General features: G+C 60.5%; 24 protein-coding genes. 18 read left to right on the plus strand and 6 right to left on the minus strand.

The features are described from left to right. Positions 1–15 precede the first annotated feature (15 nt). The 5 genes from EM6_RS10250 to EM6_RS10270 are packed head-to-tail and all read left to right on the plus strand — an operon-like array spanning position 16 to position 4,552. Positions 16–1,083: a 3-oxoacyl-ACP synthase III family protein gene (locus EM6_RS10250; RefSeq protein WP_126422491.1), complete on the plus strand. Its 1,068-nt coding sequence runs from the start codon at positions 16–18 to the stop codon at positions 1,081–1,083. Next, positions 1,070–2,233 (plus strand): aromatic ring-hydroxylating oxygenase subunit alpha, encoded by a 1,164-nt coding sequence (locus EM6_RS10255; protein WP_232037048.1) that lies wholly within the window; start codon positions 1,070–1,072, stop codon positions 2,231–2,233. The genes EM6_RS10250 and EM6_RS10255 overlap by 14 nt, the downstream gene beginning before the upstream one ends. Then, entirely contained in the window at positions 2,230–2,994 is a 765-nt protein-coding gene (locus EM6_RS10260; RefSeq protein WP_232037049.1) for an SDR family NAD(P)-dependent oxidoreductase, read from the plus strand. Before EM6_RS10255 ends, EM6_RS10260 begins: the two co-directional genes overlap by 4 nt. Positions 2,995–3,012: 18 nt before the next feature. Further along, complete coding sequence (gene pseG, locus EM6_RS10265; protein WP_126422493.1) at positions 3,013–3,999, plus strand: UDP-2,4-diacetamido-2,4,6-trideoxy-beta-L-altropyranose hydrolase; 987 nt, start codon at positions 3,013–3,015, stop codon at positions 3,997–3,999. Next, positions 3,992–4,552 (plus strand): GNAT family N-acetyltransferase, encoded by a 561-nt coding sequence (locus EM6_RS10270; RefSeq protein WP_126422495.1) that lies wholly within the window; start codon positions 3,992–3,994, stop codon positions 4,550–4,552. The genes pseG and EM6_RS10270 overlap by 8 nt, the downstream gene beginning before the upstream one ends. A 38-nt stretch (positions 4,553–4,590) precedes the next feature. Here the strand turns inward: EM6_RS10270 and EM6_RS10275 are convergent, their stop codons facing one another. From EM6_RS10275 to rhmD, 4 genes are all read right to left on the minus strand, one after another. Then, positions 4,591–5,499: an amidohydrolase family protein gene (locus EM6_RS10275; protein WP_126422497.1), complete on the minus strand. Its 909-nt coding sequence runs from the start codon at positions 5,497–5,499 to the stop codon at positions 4,591–4,593. A 178-nt stretch (positions 5,500–5,677) separates the two neighbouring features. Continuing rightward, positions 5,678–6,424 (minus strand): SDR family NAD(P)-dependent oxidoreductase, encoded by a 747-nt coding sequence (locus EM6_RS10280; RefSeq protein WP_126422499.1) that lies wholly within the window; start codon positions 6,422–6,424, stop codon positions 5,678–5,680. Next, positions 6,424–7,296: a fumarylacetoacetate hydrolase family protein gene (locus tag EM6_RS10285; protein ID WP_126422501.1), complete on the minus strand. Its 873-nt coding sequence runs from the start codon at positions 7,294–7,296 to the stop codon at positions 6,424–6,426. The genes EM6_RS10280 and EM6_RS10285 overlap by 1 nt, the downstream gene beginning before the upstream one ends. A gap of 162 nt (positions 7,297–7,458) precedes the next feature. Beyond that, entirely contained in the window at positions 7,459–8,655 is a 1,197-nt protein-coding gene (gene rhmD / locus EM6_RS10290; protein ID WP_126422503.1) for an L-rhamnonate dehydratase, read from the minus strand. 191 nt (positions 8,656–8,846) lie between these two features. Between rhmD and EM6_RS10295 the strand changes: the two genes are divergently transcribed. The 4 genes from EM6_RS10295 to kduD all read left to right on the plus strand — a co-directional run bounded on the left by EM6_RS10295 (position 8,847) and on the right by kduD (position 12,019). Beyond that, positions 8,847–9,128, plus strand: a complete 282-nt coding sequence (locus tag EM6_RS10295; protein ID WP_172961189.1) for a helix-turn-helix domain-containing protein — start codon at positions 8,847–8,849, stop codon at positions 9,126–9,128. Between the two features lie 56 nt (positions 9,129–9,184). Then, on the plus strand, positions 9,185–9,964 hold the full coding sequence (locus tag EM6_RS10300; RefSeq protein WP_126422507.1) for an SDR family NAD(P)-dependent oxidoreductase: 780 nt from the start codon (positions 9,185–9,187) through the stop codon (positions 9,962–9,964). A gap of 183 nt (positions 9,965–10,147) precedes the next feature. Continuing rightward, positions 10,148–10,996: a 5-dehydro-4-deoxy-D-glucuronate isomerase gene (gene kduI / locus EM6_RS10305; RefSeq protein WP_197723629.1), complete on the plus strand. Its 849-nt coding sequence runs from the start codon at positions 10,148–10,150 to the stop codon at positions 10,994–10,996. A 267-nt stretch (positions 10,997–11,263) separates the two neighbouring features. Further along, entirely contained in the window at positions 11,264–12,019 is a 756-nt protein-coding gene (gene kduD, locus EM6_RS10310; protein ID WP_126422511.1) for a 2-dehydro-3-deoxy-D-gluconate 5-dehydrogenase KduD, read from the plus strand. Between the two features lie 219 nt (positions 12,020–12,238). On the opposite strand, the gene EM6_RS10315 is transcribed toward kduD, so the two are convergent. Then, complete coding sequence (locus EM6_RS10315) at positions 12,239–12,877, minus strand: RpiB/LacA/LacB family sugar-phosphate isomerase (RefSeq protein WP_126422513.1); 639 nt, start codon at positions 12,875–12,877, stop codon at positions 12,239–12,241. 254 nt (positions 12,878–13,131) lie between these two features. On the opposite strand from EM6_RS10315, the gene EM6_RS10320 reads away from it, so the two are divergent. The 9 genes from EM6_RS10320 (at position 13,132) to EM6_RS10360 (ending at position 25,385) form a co-directional block, all read left to right on the plus strand. Continuing rightward, positions 13,132–14,271: an ABC transporter ATP-binding protein gene (locus EM6_RS10320; RefSeq protein ID WP_126422515.1), complete on the plus strand. Its 1,140-nt coding sequence runs from the start codon at positions 13,132–13,134 to the stop codon at positions 14,269–14,271. After that, positions 14,264–15,163 (plus strand): carbohydrate ABC transporter permease, encoded by a 900-nt coding sequence (locus EM6_RS10325; RefSeq protein ID WP_126422517.1) that lies wholly within the window; start codon positions 14,264–14,266, stop codon positions 15,161–15,163. Before EM6_RS10320 ends, EM6_RS10325 begins: the two co-directional genes overlap by 8 nt. A 1-nt stretch (position 15,164) precedes the next feature. Further along, positions 15,165–16,043, plus strand: coding sequence for a carbohydrate ABC transporter permease (locus tag EM6_RS10330; RefSeq protein WP_126422518.1), 879 nt, complete (start codon positions 15,165–15,167; stop codon positions 16,041–16,043). Between the two features lie 4 nt (positions 16,044–16,047). Next, the gene (locus tag EM6_RS10335) at positions 16,048–17,349 is read left to right on the plus strand and encodes an ABC transporter substrate-binding protein (protein WP_126422520.1); all 1,302 of its coding nucleotides are present in this window, start codon (positions 16,048–16,050) and stop codon (positions 17,347–17,349) included. Then, positions 17,346–18,884, plus strand: a complete 1,539-nt coding sequence (locus tag EM6_RS10340) for a glycoside hydrolase family 28 protein (protein WP_126422522.1) — start codon at positions 17,346–17,348, stop codon at positions 18,882–18,884. The genes EM6_RS10335 and EM6_RS10340 overlap by 4 nt, the downstream gene beginning before the upstream one ends. Next, a complete protein-coding gene (locus tag EM6_RS10345; RefSeq protein WP_126422524.1) occupies positions 18,872–20,050 on the plus strand; it encodes a glycoside hydrolase family 88/105 protein in 1,179 nt (392 codons plus the stop codon). The genes EM6_RS10340 and EM6_RS10345 overlap by 13 nt, the downstream gene beginning before the upstream one ends. Then, positions 20,047–20,889 carry a 2-keto-4-pentenoate hydratase gene (locus EM6_RS10350; RefSeq protein WP_126422526.1) on the plus strand — a complete coding sequence of 281 codons (843 nt, stop codon included), beginning with the start codon at positions 20,047–20,049 and terminating at the stop codon, positions 20,887–20,889. The genes EM6_RS10345 and EM6_RS10350 overlap by 4 nt, the downstream gene beginning before the upstream one ends. Positions 20,890–21,227: 338 nt before the next feature. Then, on the plus strand, positions 21,228–24,170 hold the full coding sequence (locus tag EM6_RS10355) for a TonB-dependent receptor (protein WP_126422527.1): 2,943 nt from the start codon (positions 21,228–21,230) through the stop codon (positions 24,168–24,170). 195 nt (positions 24,171–24,365) lie between these two features. Then, positions 24,366–25,385 carry a sugar kinase gene (locus EM6_RS10360; protein WP_126422529.1) on the plus strand — a complete coding sequence of 340 codons (1,020 nt, stop codon included), beginning with the start codon at positions 24,366–24,368 and terminating at the stop codon, positions 25,383–25,385. Here EM6_RS10360 and EM6_RS10365 read toward each other — a convergent pair. After that, complete coding sequence (locus tag EM6_RS10365; RefSeq protein WP_126422531.1) at positions 25,375–25,779, minus strand: response regulator; 405 nt, start codon at positions 25,777–25,779, stop codon at positions 25,375–25,377. The genes EM6_RS10360 and EM6_RS10365 overlap by 11 nt on opposite strands. Positions 25,780–25,801 lie beyond the last annotated feature (22 nt).

A 25,801-nucleotide genomic window follows, 5' to 3' on the forward strand; every position in this document is an offset into this window, starting at 1 on the left:
ATTCGGGAGCGTTTCATGACCGAAGGCAGATTGCAGGGCGTGGCGGTGCGCGGCATCCGGGCCTGTGTTCCCAAGAGCGGACGGACGCTGGCCGAAGAGGGCCTGATCCCCGATGAGGCCGAGCGCGAACGCCTGATCAAATCCATCGGCGTGCGCTCACGACGCATCGCCCCGGAAGGGGTGATGACCTCCGATCTGTGTCAGCGGGCCGCCGAAGGTTTGCTCGATCAGTTGGGCTGGGCGCGCGACAGCATTGACGTGCTGATCTTTGTCACCCAAAGCGCCGACTATGTGGCCCCAGCCACCGCCTGCGCGCTGCAACACCGGCTGGGTCTGGGCTCGTGTCTGGCCTTTGACGTCAATCTGGGCTGTTCGGGCTATACCTACGGCCTGTGGATGGTGGCTTCGCTCCTGAAGACGCTGAGCATTGGCGGGCGTCCGGCGCGGGGTCTGCTGCTGGCCGGGGACGTCTCGACCTCGCGTCTGTTGAAAGATGATCGCGCCACCGTGCCGCTGTTTGGGGATGCGGGGACCGCCACGGCGCTGGAGGTGGATGCCTCTGCCCCGGAAATGACCGGCGTGTTTGGCACTGACGGTGCCGGGGCTCCGCACATCATGGTGGAGGCCGGGGGCATCAAACTGCCACTTCTGCCGCAGGACGGACCGCAGGACGAAGAGACGCAGGCCCGGCTTTACCGCGCCTCGCGCCTCTATCTCAATGGCCCCGAAGTCTTCACCTTCACGCTCAAAAACGTCCCGTCTCTGGTCAGCCAGATTCTCGCCGCCGCCGGCAGCACGGTCGAGGACATCGAGCATGTGGTCTTCCATCAGGCCAATGTCTTCATGCTGGAACACCTGCGCAAGAAGGCGGGCCTGCCGGCGGAGAAGGTGCCGATCGCCATGGAAACCTATGGAAACACCTCTTCGGCCTCCATCCCGCTGACCATTGCTGACCGCCTGTCCGATACCTTCGCCACCCCCACACCGGTTCTGCTGGTCGGTTTTGGGATCGGCTGGTCGTGGGCGGCCCTGAAGCTGCATCTGGGCCCCATGCCGCAGTGTGTGGTCGATGACTATGACTGATGTAGCGCCACAGGACATGCCGCAGACGCATGAAACCTGGAGGCAAAGGCTGGGTCTGATCCCGGCGGATCATTATTATCGCGAGGACGTCCTATCGGCTGAGATTGAGCGCGTGTTTGCGCGTAGCTGGCTGTGCGTCGGCTTCGTGCAGGATCTGGCTCAGCCCAATGATTTCCTCACCTTTCAGGTCGGCCCCCACAGCATCGTCGTGCAAAACTGTGAGGGCGTTTTGCGGGCCTTTCGCAATGTCTGCTCGCACCGCTTTGCCCGCATCCAGTGTACGCGGTCGGGTAACCGGCCCCTGACCTGTCCCTATCATGGCTGGACCTACGATGCGGCGGGCCGTCCGGCGGGCATCCCGCTGAACCGGCAGAATTTTGAGTTTAACGACGCTGATAAGGACGCGCTGGCACTCAAAGCCTATGCGCTGGAAACCGTCGGGCATTTCGTCTTTGTGCGGATGAATGCCGAAGGGCCTGACCTCAAGACCTTTCTGGGCAGCTTTTATGATGACCTGGCCCACGTTTCCGAGGCCTGCCCGGACCGTTTTGAGCACGAAGTGCTCGACTGGTCGGTGAACTGGAAGCTCGGCATGGACAATGCCGCCGAAGGCTATCACCTGCCGATGGTGCATTCGGGCAGTTTCAGCCTTATCCTGTCTACCGATCTGACGCTCAGCACCGATGCAGGCCATAGCCGCTATACCGGTAAGCTGCGCGACCGCTCACGTAAATGGTGGGACAATGTGGCGCGCGCCATAAAGCTTGAGCGCGGTGATCTTTACCCGGAATATGCCAGCTTTCTGATCTTCCCCAACATCATCGTCACCTTCTCCTACGGCGCGTTTCTGACGTTTCAGACGTTTGAGCCGACCGGCACGGACAGTCTGCGCCTGACGACGACGGGCTGGCTCGGCAAAAACAATGGCCGCGCTGCCCGCGACATGGTGGCCGACAGCCTGCGCGGTTTTACAAAACAGGTGCGTGACGAAGACCGCGACATCTGTCAGGTGACGCAGGCCGGGATGCGCGATGCGCCGCCGCAGCGGCCGCCGCTTCTGGGGGCCATGGAAGACCGTATCGCTGAGTTTCAGCGTACCTATATGCGCCTGATGACGCCTCCCCCTCCTGCTGAAAGAGATATGCCGTGACGACTTCATTTCATCCGATGGATATGACGGGACGGACCGTTCTGGTCACCGGGGCGACCAGTGGCATAGGACAGGCGGCGGCCGTCTATCTGTCTAAGCTTGGGGCGCGCGTGGTGGCCAGTGGCCGCAACGCCGAACGGCTTGAGGAAACGCTTTCCCTGCTGGAAGGCGAAGGCCATGTCGGCAAGCTGTTCGATCTGGCCGACACCGCGGGTATCGTGCCCTGGCTGAAGGCCTTATGCGCCGAGGTCGGACCGTTGAACGGTATCGCCCATTGCGCCGGGATACAGGGCACCCTGCCCATACAGGCGGTGACGCCCACCTTTGCGCACGATGTGCTGATGCAGAATCTGGCGGCTTCGCTGATGCTGGCGCAGGGTTTCCGCCTCAAGGTGTGCCACACGCCGCAGGCTTCGCTGGTGTTTGTCTCGTCCTCAGCGGCGTTGAAAACCGCGCCGGGCAATGTGGTCTATGCCGCCTCAAAGGGCGGGCTGATCTCGGCCGTCAAGGGGCTGGGGGTCGAGCTGGTCCGCGACGGCATCCGCGTCAACGCCATTGCCCCGGCCATGGTCGAAACGCCGATGTCGGAGAATTTCAAGAACAAGGTCTCCGAAGAGAAGTTCCAGAAGATTATCGACATGCAGCCTCTGGGTCTGGGGCGACCTGAGGACGTGGCGGCGTCTATCGCCTTCCTTCTGGCCGATACCTCGCGCTGGATCACCGGCACGGTGCTGTGCGTTGATGGTGGCTTCACGGCCTGACCGGGGGAGGGGGCGCACATGCATCTGTGGGTGCGTACCGAAGCCTCAGCGCAGATTGGTCTGGGCCACTTTATGCGCTGTTTCGCCGTGGCTGAGGCGGCGCGTCATCGCGGTATGGCCGTGACCTTTCTGCTCAACGAGTCCACGGAGGCCATTCGTTCGCGTCTGGCGCAGATCGGCGCGGGATGCCGACGACTGGAGACAGCGATCGGCAGCCCGCAAGATGCTGCGGCCATACGCGCCAGCGTGCCCACAGGCGAGCTGTTGCTGGTCGATTCCTACGCGGTGGGGGCTGACTTCTATACCGATCTGTATGCGGATTATCGGCTGGCTGTGTTTGATGATCTGGCGCAGGTGCGACCGCTGAACGTGCATCTGGTGATCAATGCCGCCGCTTCGGCATCGCCAGAGATGTATGCCGAAATCGCCCCGGATGCGCAGCTCTGCCTGGGGCCGGACTATGCGCCCATCCGCCACGAATTCCGGCGCACCTACCCCACATCAGCCCGCGCGCACATCAGCGTTCTGTTTGGCGGATCGGACCCCAAAGGGTTTACCACCCTGTGCGCCGAGGCCCTGCTTGAGGTCGCGCCGCGCTATGATATCCGCCTGATCGTCGGCCCGGCCAATGGCGATGTCGATGCCCTGCGCCGCCTGTGTGCGGCCCATGCGGCTTTGAAACTCTATCTGTCGCCTGACAATGTGGCCGAGGTGTTAAGCGGGGCGTCTCTGGTCGTCACGGCGGCCGGCGGTAGTGTCGGTGAGGTTGCCGCCATGGGTCTGCCCGCTCTGGTTATGGTGGTGGTCGATAATCAGGCCGCCTTGCTCAGCGCCTCGCCCTATCCGGTTCTGGATGCGCGCGACGGCTGGCCCGACGGTTTCAAAGACAAGGTAAAGACCCTTCTGTCTGATGTGCTCGGCCGTGTCTCTATGGCGGCCAAAGCTCACGCTCTGGTCGATGGGCGCGGCGCGGAACGTATAGTGGAGGCCATGACCCGTGTATGAGTTTTTAAGCTACAGGCCGGTGCAACCGGATGACGCCAAGCTGTTGCTGGATTGGCGTACATCGGTGCGCATCACGCAATTCATGCTCACCGACGTGCCCTACGATATCGAGCGCCAGCGCGGCTGGATCGAACGCTGCGCCAGCCGTAACGACTATCATCACCGCATCATCTGCATCGAAGGCCGCGATGTCGGCTATACCTCGATTACCGTAACCGACCCGGTGAATGGGATAGGCGAGGTGGGGGTCTATGTGGGCGACGAAATCGTGCCACCCACCCTGTCGGCCTATAATTTTATAGGCACGCTGAACCACGCCTTCTGCACGCTGGGCCTGCATAAGCTGGTCAATCACATCGTCCACTGGAACGACCGCGTGGTGCGGGCGCAGACCTTCAACGGCTATCGCCATGTTGGTGTGCTGAAAAATCACGTCCTAAAAAACGGGGTGCGCCACGACCTGCATATCTTTGAGCAGGAGGCGGCAGAATGGCGCACCTTCCGTAAAAAATTCCCCGACACCCGCGACTGGGACGGCAACGAGACAGAGTAGTCTTAGATCATTATGATTCCATCAGGAATCATACCGCTTTAGAGTTCAAGATTCAGACGATAAAGCCGGTTGGCATTGCCCGCGAACATGGCCTTGCGTTCGGCCTCGGAGACGTCACGGGTCACCGCGTCAAACGACTCCATTATGGTCCTGTAGTCCGAGAACAGCTTATCGGTCGGTACGTCAGAGGCGAACATCACGCGATCCGTGCCGAAGATGTCGATGACCGTCAGCACCAGAGGTCGGATGGACTCGGTTGTCCAGTGGCGATTGGCAAAGCCCATGCCGGAAATCTTCACCGAGACGTTCGGCTGGGCGGCTAGCGCCTTCAAGCCCGCTTCCCAGCGGCTCAGATAGCCCTCGCCGTCATTGACTGGCATACCTGCATGATTGAGCATGACGGGAATGTCGGGGTGCTTTGCCGCCAGAGCCGCCGCTGCCGCCATCTGGTTTTCGTAGATTTGCAGGTCGAAGGACAGGCCGTATTTGGCCAGCAGGGCATAACCGGCCTGCCATTGCGGGTCCTCCAGAAGGTTGGCGGGCGTATAGCTGAAATAGGGGTCGGGGTGCCAGTTGAGGATGTGGCGGATGCCGCGCACGGCGGAATGCTGCGTATGGGCTTCCAGCAGGGCTTCGACCTTCGGATCGTTCAGCCCGGCAAAGGCAACAATGGCGGTAGGCAGACCGGTCTGTTCGTGCAGTTTTTGCAGCCACTGCGTCTCGGCCAGGGCGTCGTCCGGATGTGCACCGGCGTCGATATGCACGGTGCCGCGGACGTCAAAGCCTGTGGCGTCGGTTTGATAATGTGAGGGGAGGTAGGTCGAAGCGATGGCCTCGGTGGAGCCATTGACGCCGGTATCGTCGAACGGCGCGCTCAGCCAGCCGTAGCGCAGATGGTCTAGGTCCCACAGGTGAATATGGGCGTCGATGAAAGGCAGTTTGGTCATGTTTCCTCCGAGCCAGCCGCTCTGGAGGTCTGCAAAGCCTCATCCGTCTGCGATACGCGGCTAACGTACTCAACTACGCTAGAGCATTCGTCGGCTAAGTCTTTTCGACTCACCATAGCGATTTTTGTGCTTTGTTATAAGAGAACGGCGGCCCCGTCAGGCGCCGCCGTCAGATCGTTTAGTAGGTCGTGCGGCCACCCGATGTATCGAACACCGAGGCGGTGGTGAAGGAGCACTCTTCCGAGGCCATGAAGCACACCATGGCCGCCGATTCATCGACGATGCCCAGACGCCCCATCGGGATTTTCGAGCGCATATAATCGACCTGGCTTTGCGGCAGTTGCGCCAGAATGGGCGACTCGAAGGTGGCCGGGGTCAGGGCGTTGACGATGACGCCCTTGGTGGCCAGTTCCTTGCCCAGCGACTTGGTGAAGCCGATCACGCCGGCCTTGGAGGCCGAGTAGGCCGAGGCGTTCGGATTGCCTTCCTTGCCGGCGACCGAAGCGACATTAACGATGCGGCCATAGCCGTTTTCGAGCATGAAGGGGATGATCTCACGGTTGCAGTAGAACAGGCCGTTGAGATTGATGTCCATGACCTTCAGCCACGACTCGACCGGGAATTCCCACACCGGCACGGTCGCACCGGTAATGCCCGCCGAAGCGACCAGAATGTCGATCTTGCCCAGGATTTCCGCGGACTTTTTAGCGGCCGCAGAGACTTCCTCGAGCTTGGAGACATCGAGCGCCACAAAACCAGCCGCGCCGATTTCCGTAGCGGTGGTTTCCAGCAGTTCGGCGTTCAGGTCCCACAGGACGACCTTGCCGCCCTCAGAGATGATGCGTTGAGCGGCGGCCTTACCGAGACCCCCGGCGGCACCGGTGATGACGGCGCAGCGATCATTAAAACGTCCAGCGTAGGTCATTAGCCGATGATCTCCTGATGTTCGAGCGAGAAGGGCACGACGGTCTGGCGCTGTTCGCCGAGGCCGGTGATGCCGAGGTGCATGGTGTCGCCCGCATTGAGGTAGATCGGGTTCGGCTTCTTGCCTTCGCCGACGCCCGGCGGCGTGCCGGTGATGACCAGATCGCCCGGTTGCAGGGTGATGAAGCGCGAAATGTAGCTGATGCAGTGGGCGACGTTGAAGATCAGGGTCTTCGTATTGCCGGTCTGCATACGCTCGCCATTGACGTTGAGGAACATGTCGAGATTATGCACGTCGCCGATCTCTTCCGGCGTGACCAGCCACGGGCCGGTCGGGCAGAAGGTGTCGCAGCCCTTGCCCTTGACCCACTGCGTGCCGCGCTCCTTTTGGAAGGCGCGCTCGGAAATGTCGTTCACCAGCACGTAACCGGCGACGTGGCTGAGCGCGTCGGCTTCCTCGACATAGCGGCAGGTCTTGCCGATGATCAGGCCCAGTTCGACTTCCCAGTCCATCTTGGTCGCATCGCGCGGCTTCATCACCTCGTCATTGGGGCCGGTGAGCGAGGTCACGGCCTTGGTGAAGAAAATGGGTTCCGGCGGCACGGGCAGGTTCGATTCGGCGGCGTGGTCGGCATAGTTGAGGCCCACCGCGATGATCTTACCGATCTTGTTGACCGGCACGCCATAACGGACGTCGCCTTCGACGACGGGCAGGGCCGAGACGTCGGTGGCCTTGAGGCCTTCCAGCTTCGACAGGCGCACCTCTTCGGGGGTGATGTCGGCCACGACCGACGACAGATCACGCAGCTTGCCGTCAGCGTCGATCACGCCGGGCTTTTCCTGACCCTTGGGGCCAAAACGAACGAGTTTCATGGGGAGGTTCCTTAAAAGTATTGGCCACGAAAAACACGAAAACACACGAAAAGCGACAAAGGTGCCTGCTTTTTTAGTCTCTTTGAGCGCCGGAGGCGCTCGAACCCTATGGAACCAGTGGCGTCACAGGAAAGTGGTTTTCGTGCTTTTCGTGGCTAAAGATCAATGTTCGTAGGGGCGATAGAGCTTCACTTCGGGGTTCAGGTCCACCCCAAAGCCCGGCTTGTCGAGTGCGGTGACCTTCAGGCGGCCCTTTTCCGGGATCGGCTCATTGAGCAGTTGCGGATGGAACATCGGCGCCACGTGATCAGCCTTCGGCGCCATCATCAGGAACTCGGCAAACGGCGAGTTGTGACGTGTAATGACGAAGTGATAGCTGTATACGGACGATCCGTGCGGCACGACCAGCGCGCCGTGCGCATCGGCCAGGGCCGAAATCTTCAGAAGCTCGGTGACGCCACCGCACCAGCCCACATCCGGCTGGATGATGTCGCAGCAGCCCATTTCCAGCAGCATCTTGAAGCCCCAGCGCGTCGATTCGTGCTCACCCGTGGTGACCAGCATCCCGGCCGGGACGTTCTTCTTCAGTTGCTGATAGCCCCAGTAGTCGTCCGGATTGATGGCTTCTTCGATCCACTTCAGACCGTACTCATGGCACTTGTGCGCCAGCTTGGTCGCGTAGTTGACGTCGAGCGCCATCCAGCAGTCGTACATCAGCCAGAAGTCTTCACCGACGCGCGAACGCATATCGGCGATCAGCTCGACATTCTTTTTGAGGCCTTCGTCGCCTTCGATGGGGCCGTGATACAGCGGCAGCTTGCCGCCGATAAAGCCCATCTCCTTGGCGAGGTCCGGACGCGCGCCGGTCGCATAGAATTGCAGTTCGTCGCGTACCGCGCCGCCCAGCATATGATAGACCGGCTCCTGACGCAGCTTGCCCATCAGGTCCCACAGGGCCAGATCGACGCCGGAAATCGCATTTACGACAATCCCCTTGCGGCCATAGTATTGCGAGCCGAAATACATCTGATCCCAGATGCGTTCATACTCAAAAGGGTTGCGGCCTTCGAGGAAGCGGGCAAAGTGCTTTTCGACCATATAGCAGGCGGGCTCACCGCCGGTCGTCACCGCAAAGCCAACCGTGCCGTCATCGGCTTCGATTTCAACGACCAGCGTGCCCAGCACATTGATGCCGAAGCTTTTGCGGCTCTGGCGATATTCCGGATAGCGCCCCATCGAGGTCGCAATGTGATTGTCGATCCAGTGGCCTTCGCCCTGATCGTGGTAATCGGCGCCGCCGCCGCCCTCGCCACCTTTAATGACGTATGCGCGCACCTGCTTGATCTTGGGGTAACCCATAATAGAAGCCTTTTTAACCCTGCGTGTCGAATGCGGTTCCGGGAGGACCGGAAATGATCGGATTGTGGTGAAATTGCTCAATAATGAGCATAAATGCGATTGCCAATCTATTTATTCCAATATATGAAATTAAGCCAAGGCTTATCAAGCAAAAAACGTCAAGCGTGAACGCAGAAACGTCGAAACCGGGCATGAACGCAAATCCGACGACCACCGAAACCAAACGCGACAAACCTGGCGGGAGCCAGACCCTTGTCCGTGGGCTGATGATCGTAGAGGCGGTGGCGTCAGGGCGGGGTAGTCTAAGCGAAATTGCCGAAACCGCGGGCCTTGCGCGTTCCACCGCCTATCGTCTGGCCTCTACCCTTGTCGAGCAGGGCTATCTCAGTGTGGCCCCGCGCGACGGCAGTGGTGGCGGCTACCGGTTGGGGCCCAAATTCATTCGCCTGTCGCACCAGGCGACCCACTTATAAGTTGGAAGGAAACGGGGGGCGTTTCGCGCTTCCGGTCAGAGAGAAGAGACAAAAAGATGTTGCTCAAGGACAAGGTATTGCTGGTCACCGGCGGCTCAAAAGGCATTGGTCGCGCTATCGCCATCGGGGCGGCGCGTCAGGGCGCGAAGGTGGGTATCAACTATGCGGGGGATGAAGCCGCCGCCGAATCAGCGGTGAAGGAAATCCGCACCTTCGGGGGCGAAGCCTTTGCTCTGCGTGGTGACGTCGCTGACCCGGCTTCGGCGACGGCCTTTGTGGCGGCGGCGGTGGAGGCTTATGGCCGCGTCGATACCTTCGTGAACAATGCCGGAATCTGCCCCTTCCACGGCTTCCTCGATATGCCGGTTGATGTGGTGGACCGCACCATCAAGGTGAATCTGAACGGCGCCTACTACATGTGTCAGGCCGCCGCCAACCAGATGGTCAAGCAGGGCAAGAAGGCCAACGGCTTCGCCGGGTCCATCGTCGCCGTCTCCTCCATCTCGGCGCTGGTCGGCGGTGAGTTCCAGACCCACTATACGCCGACCAAGGCCGGTGTGCTGTCGCTGATGCAATCGACCGCCATTGCGCTGGGCAAGCATGGCATCCGCTGCAACGCGGTCCTGCCCGGCACCATCCTGACCGATATCAACAAGGATGACCTGGCTGATGAGGCCAAGCGCAGCTACATGGAAGGCCGTATTCCGCTGGGCCGTCTGGGGCAACCCGAAGATCTGGCCGGGCCGGTCATTTTCCTCGCCTGCGAAGAACTGGCCGGATATGTGACAGGGGCGTCGCTTCTGGTCGATGGCGGGGCCTTCGTCAACCTGCAATAAAATCGTTGGCAGAAAAGGAAGGAAACCGGTTTCCTTCCTTTTCATTTGTCGCTATAGGAAGTCTCATTATGTGGCGAACGATCCCGCAAACCGGGATTTCGCCGTGCTGGGATGGAAAGCGCCGCGCCGTCGCGCCCGGGGCTGATTATAAAAACCGGAGCCGCTGCCATGTGCCAGACGTCTTTGTACGCCAAGATCTATCACGCCACCCATCCGGACATGATGGCCTATGCGGATACGGATGATCTGCGTGACAAATACCTGATGCAGGGCCTGTTTGCCCCGGACTCGGTGGTCCTCAACTACACCCATTTCGAACGCTTTGTGGTCGGTGGCGTCGCCCCGGTGTCGCAAAACGTGCGCCTGCCCGATCAGACCGAACCGGCTTCGGCCGCCGGTCACCCGTTCCTTGAGCGCCGCGAATTGGGCGTGATCAATGTCGGCGGTGGTGCGGGCGTGGTGACCGTCGATGGCGTCGCCTATGATCTGGGTCAAAAGGACGGCCTGTACGTCCCGATGGGCACAAAGGATGTGGTCTTCGCCTCGAACGATGCGGCCAATCCGGCGCTCTATTATCTGACGTCTACGCCCGCCCATGCGCGCTATGAGACGGTCAAGATCTCGATTGATCAGGCCGTGCCGCTCGAGCGCGGTTCGCTGGAACAATCAAACCAGCGCGTCATCTATCAGTACATCGTGCCGACGACCGCGAAGTCGTGCCAGTTATTGCTGGGCCTGACCATTCTGGCCCCCGGCTCGGTGTGGAACACCATGCCGCCGCACCTGCACGACCGCCGCTCGGAGGTCTATTTCTACTTCAATCTCGGTGAAAACGACCGCGTCTTCCACTTCATGGGGCAGCCGGACGCCGCACGCCATATCGTCATCCAGAACAACGAGGCCGTCGTCTCGCCGCCGTGGTCGATCCACATGGGCGCGGGCACGTCGAACTACGCCTTCATCTGGGCGATGGGCGGCGAAAACCTCGACTATACCGACATGAAGGTGCTGGACATCTGTCAGCTCGCTTAGAGCGCATTTCGTTCATTTTGAATCGAAATGTTGCTCTAAGTTTTTGTTTTGTCGCGTTTTTTAACGCTCAACCGGTATCCACTTGAGCGAAAAACGCTCTAGTCTCACCTCCCGATGCTGGCGCATCGAGAGGTGGTTTCAGAACGGTCAAAAAATCTCTAGGGGCGGCCCGTCGAGATTTTTTGCCTTCTTAGTTTGGCGAGGCTCTGCCTCGCGCGCCTCCGCTCTTGCTGAGTAGGGGGAAGGATTGAAAAAGGGAGATATTTCATGAGCCATCCATTTGATCTGACTGGTAAGGTCGCGCTCGTCACCGGGGCCAATACGGGTCTGGGGCAGGGCATTGCGCTGGCCCTGGCCGAAGCGGGTGCCGACATCGCCGCCGTGGGCATCGTGCCCGCCGATGAAACCGGCGAGAAGGTCAAGGCGCTGGGCCGCAAGTTCGTCAATATCGACGCCAATCTCGGCACGCTGGAGCCCATCGAGCGCGTGGTGAAGACCACGATCGACGAGCTGGGCGGCCTGCACATCCTCGTCAACAACGCTGGTCTGATCCGTCGCGCCGACGCCGTGGACTTTTCGGAAAAAGACTGGGACGACGTGATGAACGTCAATATCAAGGGCGCCTTCTTCATGGCGCAGGCCGTGGGGCGTCACTTCATCGCCCAAGGCTATGGCAAGATCATCAATATCGCCTCGATGCTCTCCTTCCAGGGCGGCATCCGCGTTCCGTCCTACACGGCATCGAAGTCCGGTATTGCCGGTATTACCCGCCTTCTGGCCAACGAATGGGCGGGCAAGGGCATTACCGTGAACGCCATCGCGCCGGGCTATATGGCCACCGACAATACGGCGCAACTGCGCGCCGATGCCGATCGCAACAAGGCCATCCTCGACCGCATTCCGGCCGGTCGCTGGGGTGAGCCGTCTGACCTTGGCGGGGCGGCCGTTTTCCTCGCCGCACCGGCGTCGGACTATGTCAATGGTGCGATCATCCCGGTGGATGGCGGCTGGCTGGCGCGCTAAGTCATTACGTTTCTAATCGAAACGATAATGACTTAGCGTTAGTTTAGCCCCTCGCCGGGCGGTGGCTTTGCCACCTTGGCCGCCGCCTCAATGGCGGCTTGAGCGGAACGATTTCATCAGAAATCATACCGCTCTGATACGGGCCAACTCGAAAGCTAAAAAGAAAAGCCCCTTCCGTGCGAACGGAAGGGGCTTTTTGTATGCCGTTGAGGCCGGGTGTTAGCCCACGATGCCCTTGATATAGGCCTTGATCTCTTCGTCCTGCGCGTTGGCGAAGAAGTATTCCGAGAACTTCTCACCGGCGACGGCGGCCTTCAGCAGGTCCTGATCGACGGTCTTCAGCACCGTCAGCATGTCCTTGCACGAGGCGGCCTTGAGATCCTTCAGGATGCCGCGGTTCTTGGCCATGATCTGCGCGCGTTCCTTCGGGTAGCCGAGGCCACGTTCACCGTCGAACAGCTTGCGATAGACGTCCTGAAGGTTCAGTTCGGCGGCCCAGCCAAAGCCTTTGGCATAGGGCATGGAGATGGCATTGCCGTCATTGATCTGACCGAACAGGAAGGCGTCGGTCGGGTCGATGACCAGACCGCAGAACACGCCCGGCATCGCATTACAGGCAAGCATGGCGCCCATGCCGGTGCCGCAGCCGGTGACGACGAAATCGGCCGCTTTCGAATTCAGCAGAATACCCGCCAGCAGGCCGTTCATCACATAGGTCAGCGACGCCGAATCATCAGCGCTGTACATACCATAGTTGAAAACCGTGTGGCCCAGCGGCTCAGCGACCGTCTTCAGGGCGTCGAAAATGATGCCGTTCTTGGCGGCCTGGCTGTTTTCGTTGATCAGAGCGATTTTCATAAAAGTCTTCCTGCGTGTTTTTGCGTGAATATGCGCGTGGATGCTTCAATAGCGGGCTAAGCGAGGGACAGCAAGCCGCGAAGCGGCCCGAAGGTCCGAAAACCGTTTGCACGTCGCCGTGCGCTTCCTATCCTGAGACAGCCCCTTGTCATAGCCGGAATCTTTGCCTGTGTGCATAAACACCGTTGAAAATGACACCGGTTTCCCCTACACATGAAGCCAATCAAGAATAATCAGCTAAAAAGTGGGGAAACGTGTCGGTTGACAGTGTCAGACTTACGGATGTGCGCAAGACCTTTAATGGCCATGAGGTCATCAAGGGCGTCTCGCTAGAGGTCAAAAAAGGCGAGCTGGTGGTCTTTGTCGGGCCGTCGGGCTGCGGGAAATCGACCTTACTGCGCCTGATTGCGGGCCTTGAAACGCCGACCTCGGGCCAGATTGATATTGCGGGCCGCGATGTCACCTACGCCCACCCGTCGAAGCGCGGCGTGGCCATGGTGTTTCAGTCCTACGCCCTCTATCCGCACATGACGGTGTTCGACAATATCGCCTTTGCCTTGAAGATTCAGGGCCTGCCCAAGGCCGAGATCGAGCACAAGGTCAATGCGGCGGCGGAAACGCTGCAACTGACGCATCTTCTGAAGCGCCGCCCCAAGGCCCTGTCCGGCGGGCAGCGTCAGCGCGTCGCCATTGGTCGCGCCATTGTGCGTCAGCCCGATGTCTTTTTGTTTGACGAACCGCTGTCCAATCTCGATGCGGCGCTGCGCGGGCAAATGCGTGTCGAAATCGCGCGGCTGCATACCAAGCTCAATGCCACCTCGGTCTATGTGACGCACGATCAGGTCGAGGCCATGACCCTGGCCGACAAGATCGTGGTGCTGAACGCCGGGCGTATCGAACAGGTCGGCTCGCCGCTTGATCTGTATCGTAAACCGGCCAACCTGTTCGTCGCGGGCTTTATCGGATCGCCGCGTATGAATACCATCAAGGCCCGTGTGCGTGAGGTGTCGCCAGACGCCGTCGGGCTCGACCTGCCGCAGACCATCCTGTCTGTGCCGCGCGTCGGCGCACAGGTCGCGGCAGGGGCCAATGTGACCTTTGGCGTGCGCCCGGAGAACCTGCATCTGGCCGTGACAGACGAAGAGGCGCACCTCAGCGGCTACGTCATCCTGATCGAGCGCCTGGGTGGTGAAACCTTCGCCTATGTGACGCTGAAAGACAGTGAAGGTGAGCCGCTGATCATGAAGCTCGACGGTGAGGCGGCGCTTTATAACCATCAGGAAGTGCGCCTGAAAATCGACCTCAACCGCGCGCATCTGTTCGCCGAGGACGGTCAGGCGATTGGCGTGTCGCCCGACTTTGCTGATAAGACAGACGAGTCCGTCCATGTATAGCAACAAGTGGATCGGCAGCCTTTACATTACCCCGTTTGTGATCGGCTTTTTGCTGTTCACGGCCTTTCCGTTCGTGGCCTCCTTCGTGCTCAGCCTGACCGATGCGCGGCTTCAGGATCAGTTGGGGGCGGCCAATTTCGTCGGCCTGTCCAACTATACGGAGATGGCGGCGGACTCGACGTTTCGACAGTCGCTGGGCGTGACCTTTGCCTACGTCTTTATCACCGTGCCGCTGAAACTGGCCTTTGCCCTGTTCATCGCCGTGGTGCTGAATTTCAAGCTGAAAGGCATTGGCCTGTTCCGCACGGCCTTTTACCTGCCCTCGATTCTGGGCGGCAGCGTCGCTATTGCGGTTGTCTGGCGTTTCGTTTTTGCCGGTGACGGCCTGCTTAATCAGGCGCTGGCGGGTATCGGCATAGGCGGTGTCAACTGGCTGGGGGAGCCCACAACCGCCATGTTCTCCATCGTGCTTTTGCGCCTGTGGCAGTTCGGCTCGGCCATGGTGGTGTTTCTGGCCGGTCTGAAAGCCATCCCTGAAGACCTCTATGAGGCCGCCGATCTCGATGGGGCCTCGCGCCTCAAACAGTTCTTCATGATCACCCTGCCGCTCTTGACGCCGGTGCTGTTTTTCAACTTCATCATGCAGATTGTGCAGGCGTTTCAGGAGTTCAACGGCCCCTACATCATCACCGCCGGCGGACCGCTCAAATCGAGCTATCTGCTGCCGCTGATGATCTACGAAGAGGCGTTCAAATACTTCAATCTGGGCTATTCCTCGGCTCTGTCCTGGGTATTGTTTATCATCATCGCCGTCTTCACCGCGGTGGCCTTCTGGTCGCAGAAACACTGGGTGTTTTATGCGCAAGACCGCGACGATAAGGGAGGACACTGAGATGGCGTCTTCGCTAAACCCGGCCGATCACGGCTGGCGCAAACATCTGCCGGTGATCAATGCCTTCGTGCGTTATGGCCTGCTGATTCTGGTGGGTTTCCTGATGATCTATCCGCTGTTGTGGATGATCGGCGGAGCGTTCAAAAACAACGCAGAAATCTTCTCTTCCGTGGGCTTTATTCCCAAAAATCCGACTACGGACGGCTTTATCAACGGCTGGAAGACCTCGACCGAATATACGTTCGCGACCTACCTTCTTAACACCATGAAGATCGTGGTGCCGAAGGTGATCGTCACGGTCATTTCGTCGGTCATCGTCGCCTATGGCTTTGCACGCTTCGCCATCCCCGGCCGCAAGTGGCTGTTTGCGCTGCTGATGGCCACGGTGCTGCTGCCGAAGTCGGTCCTGCTGATCCCGCAATATCTGATGTTCCGCGAATTCGGCTGGCTCGATACCTATCTGCCGCTATATGCGCCGCAGGCCTTTGCGACCGAAGGTTTCTTCGTCTTCATGATCATCCAGTTCATGCGCTCCCTGCCGCTCGATATGGAAGAGGCGGCGGTGATGGACGGCTGCAACTCGTTTCAGGTCCTGACCCTAATCGTCTGCCCGGTCATCCTGCCCGCCATCATTTCGGTCGCCCTGTTTCAGTTCATGTGGTCGATGAACGACTTCATACAGCCGCTGATCTACCTGTCTTCGGTGGAAAAGTATCCGGTGGCGCTGGCGCTCAAAATGTCGATCGATGTGACCGAAGCGACCTCGTGGAACGAGATTCTGGCCATGTCCACCATCGCGCTGGCGCCCTCGCTGATCCTCTTCTTCCTGGCGCAGAAATACTTCGTCGAAGGCGTCACCTCCGGCGCGGTGAAGGGGTAGGGCGATGGACGCTTACAGACTTCACCGCCGGTTCGTCCTGCTGGGCGCGTCTGCCGCCGCGCTCACCGCCTGCTCAAAGCCGCGTCCGGCCCCTTCCACCGGGCGTGAGTTGCGCATGAGCTGGTGGGGCGGGTCTTCGGCGCACAAGGCGACGCTTGAGGCGCTGCGCCTGTTCGAGGAAAAGCACGGCATCCGCGTGCGCGGCGAATATACGGGCTTTGCCGGCCATCTGGAGCGGCTGACGACGCAGATCGCCGGGGGGACCGCCCCGGACGTCATGCAGATCAACTGGTACTGGCAGACCCTGTTCTCGCGCGACGGGACGGGCTTTTACGACCTGAAAAAGCTGACGGACAAGCTCGACCTCAGCCAGTTCGATGCGCGCACGCTCGGCATGGGCACCAATAAGGGCGTGCTGAACGCGGTGGCCGTATCGAACGCCGCGCGCCTGTTTTACCTCAACCAGACCACCTACCAGAAGGCGGGTCTCAGCCTGCCCACGACCTGGGACGAGCTCTTCGCACGCGGCCCGCAGTTCCGCGAAAAACTGGGTACGGGCTATTATCCGCTCGATGGCCTGTTTCTGGAATTTATCGCGCTCGCCCGCACCTATGTGGTGCAGGGCACGGGTAAGCCCCTGATCAATGCCGAGACGAAATCGCTCAACTGTACGCGGGCCGACATGTACGATTTTGCGGGCCTTTACGCCCGCATGACGCGCGAACACGTCTGGCCCAGCGCGCAGGTGCGCGCCTCCTATGGCAATGTGGCGCAACAGGAGATGCGGCCGTGGATTAACGGCCAGTTCGCCGGCACCTTCCAGTGGAACAGCTCGATCGATAAATATAGCGATACGCTGGCCGGCAAGCAGACACTGGCGCTGGCGCCCTATCTGCTGAGGCCGGGGGCCAAGGACGCCGGGATGATGTATCGTCCCGCCATGATGTTCGCCGTCAATGCCAAAACGGCGTACCCGGACGAAGCGGCGCTTTTGATCGAGTTTCTGCTCAACGACCCGGCCGGCATCCGCGCCATGGGGCTGAAACGCGGCGTGCCGGTATCCAAGGCGGCGCGCACCCTGCTCGACAAGGAAGGGTTGATCACGCCTATCCAGCAGCAGAGCGAGGCGCAACTGGCGGCGGCGCAGATCCATGTAGTCGAAAGCCCGTGGTTCGAACATCCGCGCGTGCGCGACGGCTTTCAGGACATATTGGAGGCGCTGGGCTATGGCCGCCTGAGCGAACGCGAGGCCGGCGACCGCCTCTATGACGACATCAACGCCATCCTGCACCGCGTCGTGCGATGACGGGTCTGCGCTGTCTGGCTGTCCTGCCGACGGCCCTGAGCTTTGAGGTCGATGACGGCTCGATCTGGGCCGCGGATGCCCCGCGCGACGTATGGGTGGATGGCGCGCTGGCGTTGCGGACAGACCGGAATGTCTTTTCGCTGTATGATCTGCGACCGGACACACAATACGCGGTGCGCGTTGGGGCCGACCGGTTGGTGGTGCGGACCGCCGCCTGCAAGGCCCTGGTTGATCCGCGCGCCTTCGGGGCCAAAGGCGATGGCGTCAGCGACGATACGGCGGCGCTTCAGGCCGCATTGATGGCCTGCCCGCCGGGCGGTCTGGTGCGACTAAGCGCCGGGCGCTACCTGACCGCGCCCCTGTTCCTCAAAAGCGATATGGCCGTCGAACTGTGCGACGGTGCAGACGTGCTGGGTCATCGCGATATAACAAAATGGCCGGTCTTACCGGGTGTACTACCGGACGCCGAGGGGACGGAACGGTCCTGTCTCGGGTCGTGGGAAGGCGAGGCGGAGGCCTGCCACGCCGCCCTGTTCAACCTGTTGTTTGCGCGCAACGTGCAGCTTTACGGGCGCGGTGTCATCGACGGTCAGGCCGGGTTTGACACCTGGTGGGAAAAGCCCAAGGCGCGGTTTGTCGGCTGGCGTCCGCGCCTGATCTTTATGGTCGAAAGCGAACAGGTCATACTGCACGGTCTGACCCTGAAAAACAGCCCGTCATGGACGCTCCACCCGCTGTTGTCGCGTGGTCTGACCTTTGCTGACCTGCGCATCGAGGCCCCGGCCGACAGCCCCAATACGGATGGCCTCAATCCGGAAAGCAGCACCGATATTGTCATCAGCGGCGTCGATTTTGCCGTGGGCGACGACTGCATCGCGCTAAAGTCAGGCAAGATCAGCATGGCGAGACGCACTGTGCGTCCGACCCGCCGCGTGCGTATTTCCAACTGCCGGATGCGCGACGGTCATGGGGCCGTGGTCATCGGATCGGAGATGGCGTCCGGTGTCTATGATGTTTCCGTACAGACCTGTCTGTTTGTAAACACGGATCGCGGTATCCGCCTCAAAACGCGGCGCGGTCGTGGCCGCGAGGCGGTGATACGGGGCCTCAATTGTCGCCATATCCGCATGGAGGGCGTCGGCACGGCCTTCGTGATCAACAGCTTCTACTGGTGCGATCCGGACGGCCAAACGGACTATGTGGGCGACCGTAACCCGCGCCCGGTCGATGACCGTACGCCCGCCATCGGCGACATCCACCTGAGCCATATCGACGCCACAGGTGTGCGTCACGCGGGCCTCTACGTGCTGGGCCTGCCGGAGCAGCCGGTGGACGGCCTGACGCTCGACCACATCCGCCTGCGCTTTGACCCGGAGGCGCAGCCCGGTGAACCCGACATGGCCGCTTCGATTGCGCCCGTGGCGCGTCTCGGCGGCCTGATCGCCAATGTCAGACATCTTCGCACAAACGCGCTGGACATAGACGGCCAGAGCGGCGAAACCCTTACGCTGGAAAACGTCACATGCTTGACCTGAAACACAACATCCCCGTCGATGTCGCGGCGGCACCGACGCAGCGCCCCTTCGATCTGTCGCCGCAGACAACCGCGTCTCTGGCGCGCTTTGGCGACTCTGTCCCCGCCTTCATTAGCGGCTATTTCCGCACCTGGGAGCCCTATCGCCCGCACTGGAACTACGAAGACGGCGTGGTGTGGAAGGGGGCGCTCGACCTCTATCAGGTGACGCAGGATCGCGTGTTTCTTGACTATATTCTGGGTGAGATGCAAACGCGCGTCCTGCCCGATGGCTCCATGCCAACCTTCCACCCGCAGGAATACAATATCGACAACGTCAACGGCGGGAAGATCCTGTTTCCGCTCTATGCCATTACGGGTGAGGCCCGCTTCCGCACGGCGATGGACGTGCAGTTTGCGCAGCTCAAGGACCATCCGCGCACGCAGTCGGGCAATTACTGGCACAAGCAGATCTATCCGCATCAGGTGTGGCTGGACGGCCTGTTCATGGCCCAGCCGTTCCAGACCGAATACGCTCGCATCACGCAGGACGAAGCCCTGTTTGCCGACACGGTGGCGCAGTTCCGGTTCGTCGATCACACCCTGCAAAAGGGTAACGGCCTCTATGCCCACGGCTGGGACGAAAGCCGCACCGAGCGTTGGGCTGATAAACAGACCGGTCTGTCCCAAAACGTCTGGGGCCGGGCCATGGGCTGGTGGATCGGGGCGCTGGTCGATGTCTATGAAGCCTCCGAAGGGTTCAGCCCGTCCCTGCGCGCCGATATTGCCGATATCACCCGCCGCACGCTTGAGGCCCTGCTCAAGTTCCGCTCGGACAACGGCCTGTGGTATCAGGTCGTGGATCAGGGCCAGCGCGAAGGCAATTACGAAGAGGCTTCGGCCTCGCTGATGGTCGCCTATGGCCTGATGAAGGCCGCGCGTCTGGGCATCCTGTCCGAAGCCGCAGGCCGCACGGGCGTCGAGTCGCTGAAAGCCGTCTGCGCGCGCTTTGTGACCCCGTCGGCGCTGAACGGTGTGTGCGGCGTGGCCGGGCTTGGCAATGTGCCCTATCGTGACGGCTCCTACGCCTACTACCTCTCCGAAAAAATCACCCCCAATGATCCCAAGGGCGTGGGGGCCCTCATGTGGGCCCTGTCCGAAGGGATACGCACAAAGGACACCCTATGAGCCTAAAAGAGATTGCCCAAAACTTCGTTGCCGCCCGTCGTGGGGCGCGCGCCCTCAGCGACTATCCGGGTCAGATTCCGGCGGTCCTGACGGACTCCTACGCCATTCAGGAAGAGGCGATCAGGCTGTGGGACCGTCCGGTCATCGGCTGGAAGATCGGCCGTCTGGCGCCAGAGCGTCAGGCCGAACACGGCACCGAGCGCCTGGCCGGACCGATTTTTGAGACCGTCTTCAAACCCTCCGAAGGCGAGGTCGAAATCCCGGTTTTTGAGAACGGCTTCGCGGCGGTCGAGGCAGAATTTGTCTTCCGCATCGGCGTCGATGCCGAACCGGGCAAGACCGACTATAGCGAGGCCGAGGCCCTGCGTCTGATCGACGCGCTGTTTGCCGGGGTCGAGATGGCCGGCTCGCCGCTGCCGACGATCAACAAGCTGGGGCCGACCGTCGTGGCATCCGATTTCGGCAATAATTTTGGCCTGATTCTGGGGACGCAACTGGCGGCCTTTGACGCCTCAAGCACGGTCGAGAGCTTAAGTGAAGCGGTTGTCAAGGGCTATGCCGCCACGACTGAAATCGACGGTCAGGTGGTGGGCGAAGGCGGCCTGTTCACCATGCCGGGCGGCCCGCTGAAGGCCATTGGCTGGCTGGCCGGGCATCTGGCGGCGCGCGGGCGTCCGTTGACAAAGGGCCAGTTGATCTCATCGGGGGCGACGACCGGTATCCACGACATCCTGCCCGGTCAGTCGTCGGTGGTGACCTATGCGGGTCCGCACCATGAAACGACCCAAATTCGCCTGAAGACCGTCACCCTGACTGAGGCGCGCCCCGAATTAAGCTGATTTGTGTGATGCATTTATCACGGTGACGGCACAGAAAGGCCGTCACCATTGATCTTCAGCCTTTGTTAAAGGGACGGGCGGATTTTCAGAGATAAGCGCCGCAAGTGCGCTGTCAGGCAGGACTGAACCTATGGCAGATTTGTCACCCTTTTAATCAACCTGAACGAAGGCGCTTGTCTTTTGGGCGCGCCTGTGTCTAGCTGAGGTCACTGACACCGGTTACCATGCGTGTTTGACACCGGTATCATTTCAACAGAAAACCTGCCCTCAATGGGCGTCCACTGCCTGATCAGCGCGCCAGTCAAGAGCGTGCAGCGGGCCGAACGGGGAGTTACAAGATGAAAACCAAGTCCAACCACAGCCGTACTGCGTCTGCTATCGCCCGCTATGGCGTATCCGTACTGGCGCTGGTCGCCACGGGCGCAGCCATGCCGGCTCTGGCACAGGAAGCGGCACCCGCCGCTTCTGACAATGTCGAAACCGTCGTCGTGACGGGTTTCCGCAACAGCCTTCAGACGGCGATCAACGAGAAAAAGCGCTCGACTGACATGGTCGATGTGATCAAGGCCGAAGACATCGGTCAGTTTCCGGACCTCAACCTCGCCGAATCCCTGCAACGCATTCCGGGGGTGTCGATTGACCGCGACGGCGGTGAAGGCAAGCAGATCACGGTCCGTGGCCTGAACTCCGAATTTTCGCGCACGCGCATCAACGGCCTTGAGGCGCTGGCCACCACGGGCTCGAAGGACTCGTCGGGTGGCACCAACCGCGGCCGCGGCTTTGACTTCAACGTCTTCGCCGCTGACCTCTTCAACTCGCTGACCGTGCGCAAGTCCATGTCGGCCGAAGTCGATGAAGGGTCGCTGGGGGCCACGGTCGATCTGCAAACGGCACGTCCCTTCGACTATAAGGGCTTCACCATGGCCTCGTCGGTGCAGTTTGGCTATAACGATAAGTCGGGCAAGACCGAGCCGCGCGGCACCTTCATGATCTCCAACCGCTGGGCCGATGGCAAGCTGGGGGCGCTGTTGTCGGTCGCCTATGGTGAGCGTACCGTCATCGAAGAAGGCGCCAATACCACCCGCTGGGAAAATGCCTATGCGGCCTCGAACATCGGGCGCTTCCAGAGCTTCTCGACGGATGGCGGCAAGACCTTTACGGCCATTACGCCCTGTACCGGTGGGGGCGCGACGCCAAACACGACGCGCGTCTGTAACACCAATTCGGCGCTGGAACCGGCCCTGACCGGCGAAGCGGCCAAGATCTCCAATTCGCTGCACCCGCGCATCCCGCGCTTCAACCACTTTGAAACCGAGCAGAAGCGTCTCGGCGTCACCGGTTCGTTCCAGATGCGCCCGTTTGACGGTACGCTGATCTCGCTGGACGGCATGTACGCCAAGTTCGGGGCCAATCGCGACGAGTGGGAAATCGAAGCCATTTCCTTCAGCCGCAGCGGTCAGGGGAACCCTCAGACGGACATCTACGACTATACGATCGACGATAAGGGCACCATCACCAAGGCCTCGTTCAATGATGTCGATATCCGTTCGGAACACCGCTTTGATGAGCTGACCACCACCTTCACTCAGGGCAACCTGACCTGGGATCAGACCTGGGGTGAGCGCTTCTCGACCAAGCTGATGATCGGTTCGTCGAAATCGGTGCAGGACACGCCGGAACAAACGACCTTCACGCTCGAATCCTATGATGTCGATGGCTATTCCTACGACTTCACCGACATGACGGCGCCGAAGTTTAACTACAGCACGAAGAATGGCTGTACGCCGGATCAGGCCTGTTACTGGACCTATTCGTCCAGCACGGCGAGCGGCGATGCCTCGCTGATCCGTCTGCGTCCGCAGCAGGTAACGAATAAATTCACCACCACGCGGCTGGATGCCAAGTTTGACCTCACCGATAATGTGACGATCAAGGCAGGTGTTTCGTCCAAGAAGTACGATTTCAACTCGACGGAATCCGGGCGTTATACCACTGACGTCAATGCGCGTAATGAAAATGCCAGTGGCAATATCGTCACGGAAATCAACAGCAATATCGCCAAATACTCCCAGACGGTTTCGGTGGCAGGGAACACCTATCTGATCCCCAATCTTGACCTGATCCGCTCGACCTTTGGCTATGACTGTAACTGCGCCAATAGCTGGGGCATCTTTACCACCAACTCGACCAACTCGTCGTCGCGCACCAATAACCGCGTGGCCAGCGAAACCGACAATGGCTGGTTCCTGCAAGCCGACTTCAGCGGTGAGATCGCGGGCCTGCCCTATCGCGGCAATATCGGTACGCGTCAGGTTGAAACCAATCTGGTGGCGACGGGTATCGTCGGGACGGCTAACAACAACTTCCAGCGCACGACGGTCGAACGGTCGTACAAGGACAATCTGCCCTCGTTCAACCTGATGATCCAGCCGGTGCCGAGCGTCTATCTGCGCTTTGCCGCGGCCAAGACCATGGCCCGTCCGACGCTTCTGTCGATCATTCCGGGCGGCGGTTCGGTGAACACGTCGGCCAAGACCATCACCACGGGTAACCCGGCTCTGGACCCGGTACGCGCCAATACGCTCGACTTCTCGGCCGAATGGTACGTCGATAAGGACACCCTGTTTACGGTGGCCCTGTTCAAAAAGGACATCAAGTCCTACATCCAGCAGCGCCAGACCACGGCCAAGCTGTCGGACTACGGCTATAATCCGGCCGACTTCGGTGAAGCGGCGGACGTCACCTATGCGGTCACCACGCCTGTCAACACGCCGGGCGGTGAGCTGAAAGGCTACGAAATCTCGCTGCAAAAGCCCTTCCACTTCCTGCCGGGCTTCCTGCGTCACACGGGCGGTATCATCAACTACACCAATGTCGAGTCGCAGATTAACTACTACACCTCGGCAACGGCCACGACGACGACGCGCGCCAACCTGCTGGGCCTGTCGCCCAAGGCGTGGAACATCACGGCCTATTACGAAGACGACAAGCTGTCGGGTCGTGTCGCCTTCGCCTATCGTGACGGCTACCTGTCGCAGCTCAATCCGGGTTCGTCGGCCGACTTCTGGGGCAAGAACGAGACCTTCAATATCGACGCTCAGGTCACCTATCAGATCAACAAGAACCTGACCTTCATCCTGGAAGGGATCAACCTGACCAACGAAGCCGATGACCGCTTCATTGCCTACAACACCGTGCAGGGCAATACGGCGCAGGACCTGCTCTATGACTACTCGAAGTCGGGTCGTCAGTACTATCTGGGCCTGCGTTACAAGTATTAAGCTGGTCAGAGTGTAAAGTAGCGTAAGCGTTCAACAGCCTTCTGACTTTGAGGCGTCGGGTCACCGGCGCCTCTTTTTTATGGGAAGGCGACGCCTCGTCTCTTTCTACGAAGCCAGCCCCAAAAAGCGCTTCACATGGATAGGGATGCGCTCTAAACCCTTCCAGACAAACAAAAACACCAACGGAATGCTGCCATGACCAAAGCCTTCACCTGTTTCGGGGAACTGCTGATCCGCCTGTCCACCGCCGGCCGTGATCCGCTCTATACCCTGCCGGAGCTGACCCCCTATGTGGGCGGGGCGGAGGCCAATGTGGCGGTTGGTCTGGCGCGGCTGGGGCACGCCACGCGCATGATCAGCGTGGTGCCGGACAATGATCTGGGGCAGGCCGCTGTGGGGCAGTTGCGCTATTTCGGCGTCGATGCCAGCCGGGTACGCACGGCGTCGGGCCGTATGGGGCTCTATTTCCTGACCACCGGCGGCATCCATCGCCCATCGGACATCCTCTATGACCGCGCCGGTTCGGCCTTTGCCACGGCGGATTTTTCGGCCTTCGACTGGGCGCAACTTCTGGAGGGCTCTGAGTGGCTGCACGTTTCCGGCGTGACCGCCGCGCTGGGGCTAAATGCCTTTCAGGGTGCCCTGAAGGCCATGCAGGTGGCGCGCACGCTCGGCATAAAAGTCTCGTTTGACTGCAATTATCGCCCCAAGCTGTGGGAAGCTTGGGGCGGCGACGCGCCCAGCCTGATCCCGCAACTGATGGCGCAGGCCGATCTGATCTTCGGCGGTTACCGCGACATTGAGCTGGTGTTCAAGACGACATTTGCCGGTGAGGCGGGCAGCCACGCCCGCAGCCGTGCCGCCGCCGACCACGCCTTCAGCGCCTTCCCGGACCTCAAACGCCTGATCTGCACGCGCCGGGAACAGGTCAATGTCGATCACAACCGCCTGGCCGGGCTGATGTACACGCGCAGCGAAACGCTGGAGACCGAGACCTACGATATTGCGCGCATCATCGACCGCATCGGCGGCGGCGATGCCTTCGCGGCGGGCGTGCTGCACGGTATCCTGAGCGGCAAGTCCGATCAGGAGGCCCTGAACTACGGCATTGCCGGGGGCTGCCTGAAACACGCCATGCCGGGTGATTTTGCGCTGGCCACCGTGGCGGAGCTGGACGCCTTCCTCAGCGACGACGGTTTCGACGTCAAGCGCTGATGCGGTAGCCGTTCGGCTTTTGGGCGATGGCCTCGGTCACCGCCGCGATCAGTTGGTCCGGATCAAAGGGTTTCAGCAAAATCTGCGTGACGCCCACAGCGTGCCACTGCGCGCTTTGGTTTTCCATGCCCGTCACGGCAATGACCGGCGTGTCGCGGTTGGGCCCGTCGGACTGGCGCAAGCTGGCCGTGGTCTGGAGCCCGTCCATGCCCGGCATAATCATGTCCATCAGGATCACATCGAAGTGCTGCACCGCCGCGATGTCCAGCGCTTGCGCCCCGTTAATGGCCATGACGGCGCGCCAGCCGAGCGGCTGTAAAAACAGCGACGCCAGGCGGCGGTTGATCTCATGATCATCAACGATCAGGACGGTATGGGACGGAGAGTCTGACATGGTACGTGTACGGAAGATAACA

Source organism: Asticcacaulis excentricus (assembly GCF_003966695.1).
Classification (GTDB): Bacteria; Pseudomonadota; Alphaproteobacteria; order Caulobacterales; family Caulobacteraceae; genus Asticcacaulis; species Asticcacaulis excentricus_A.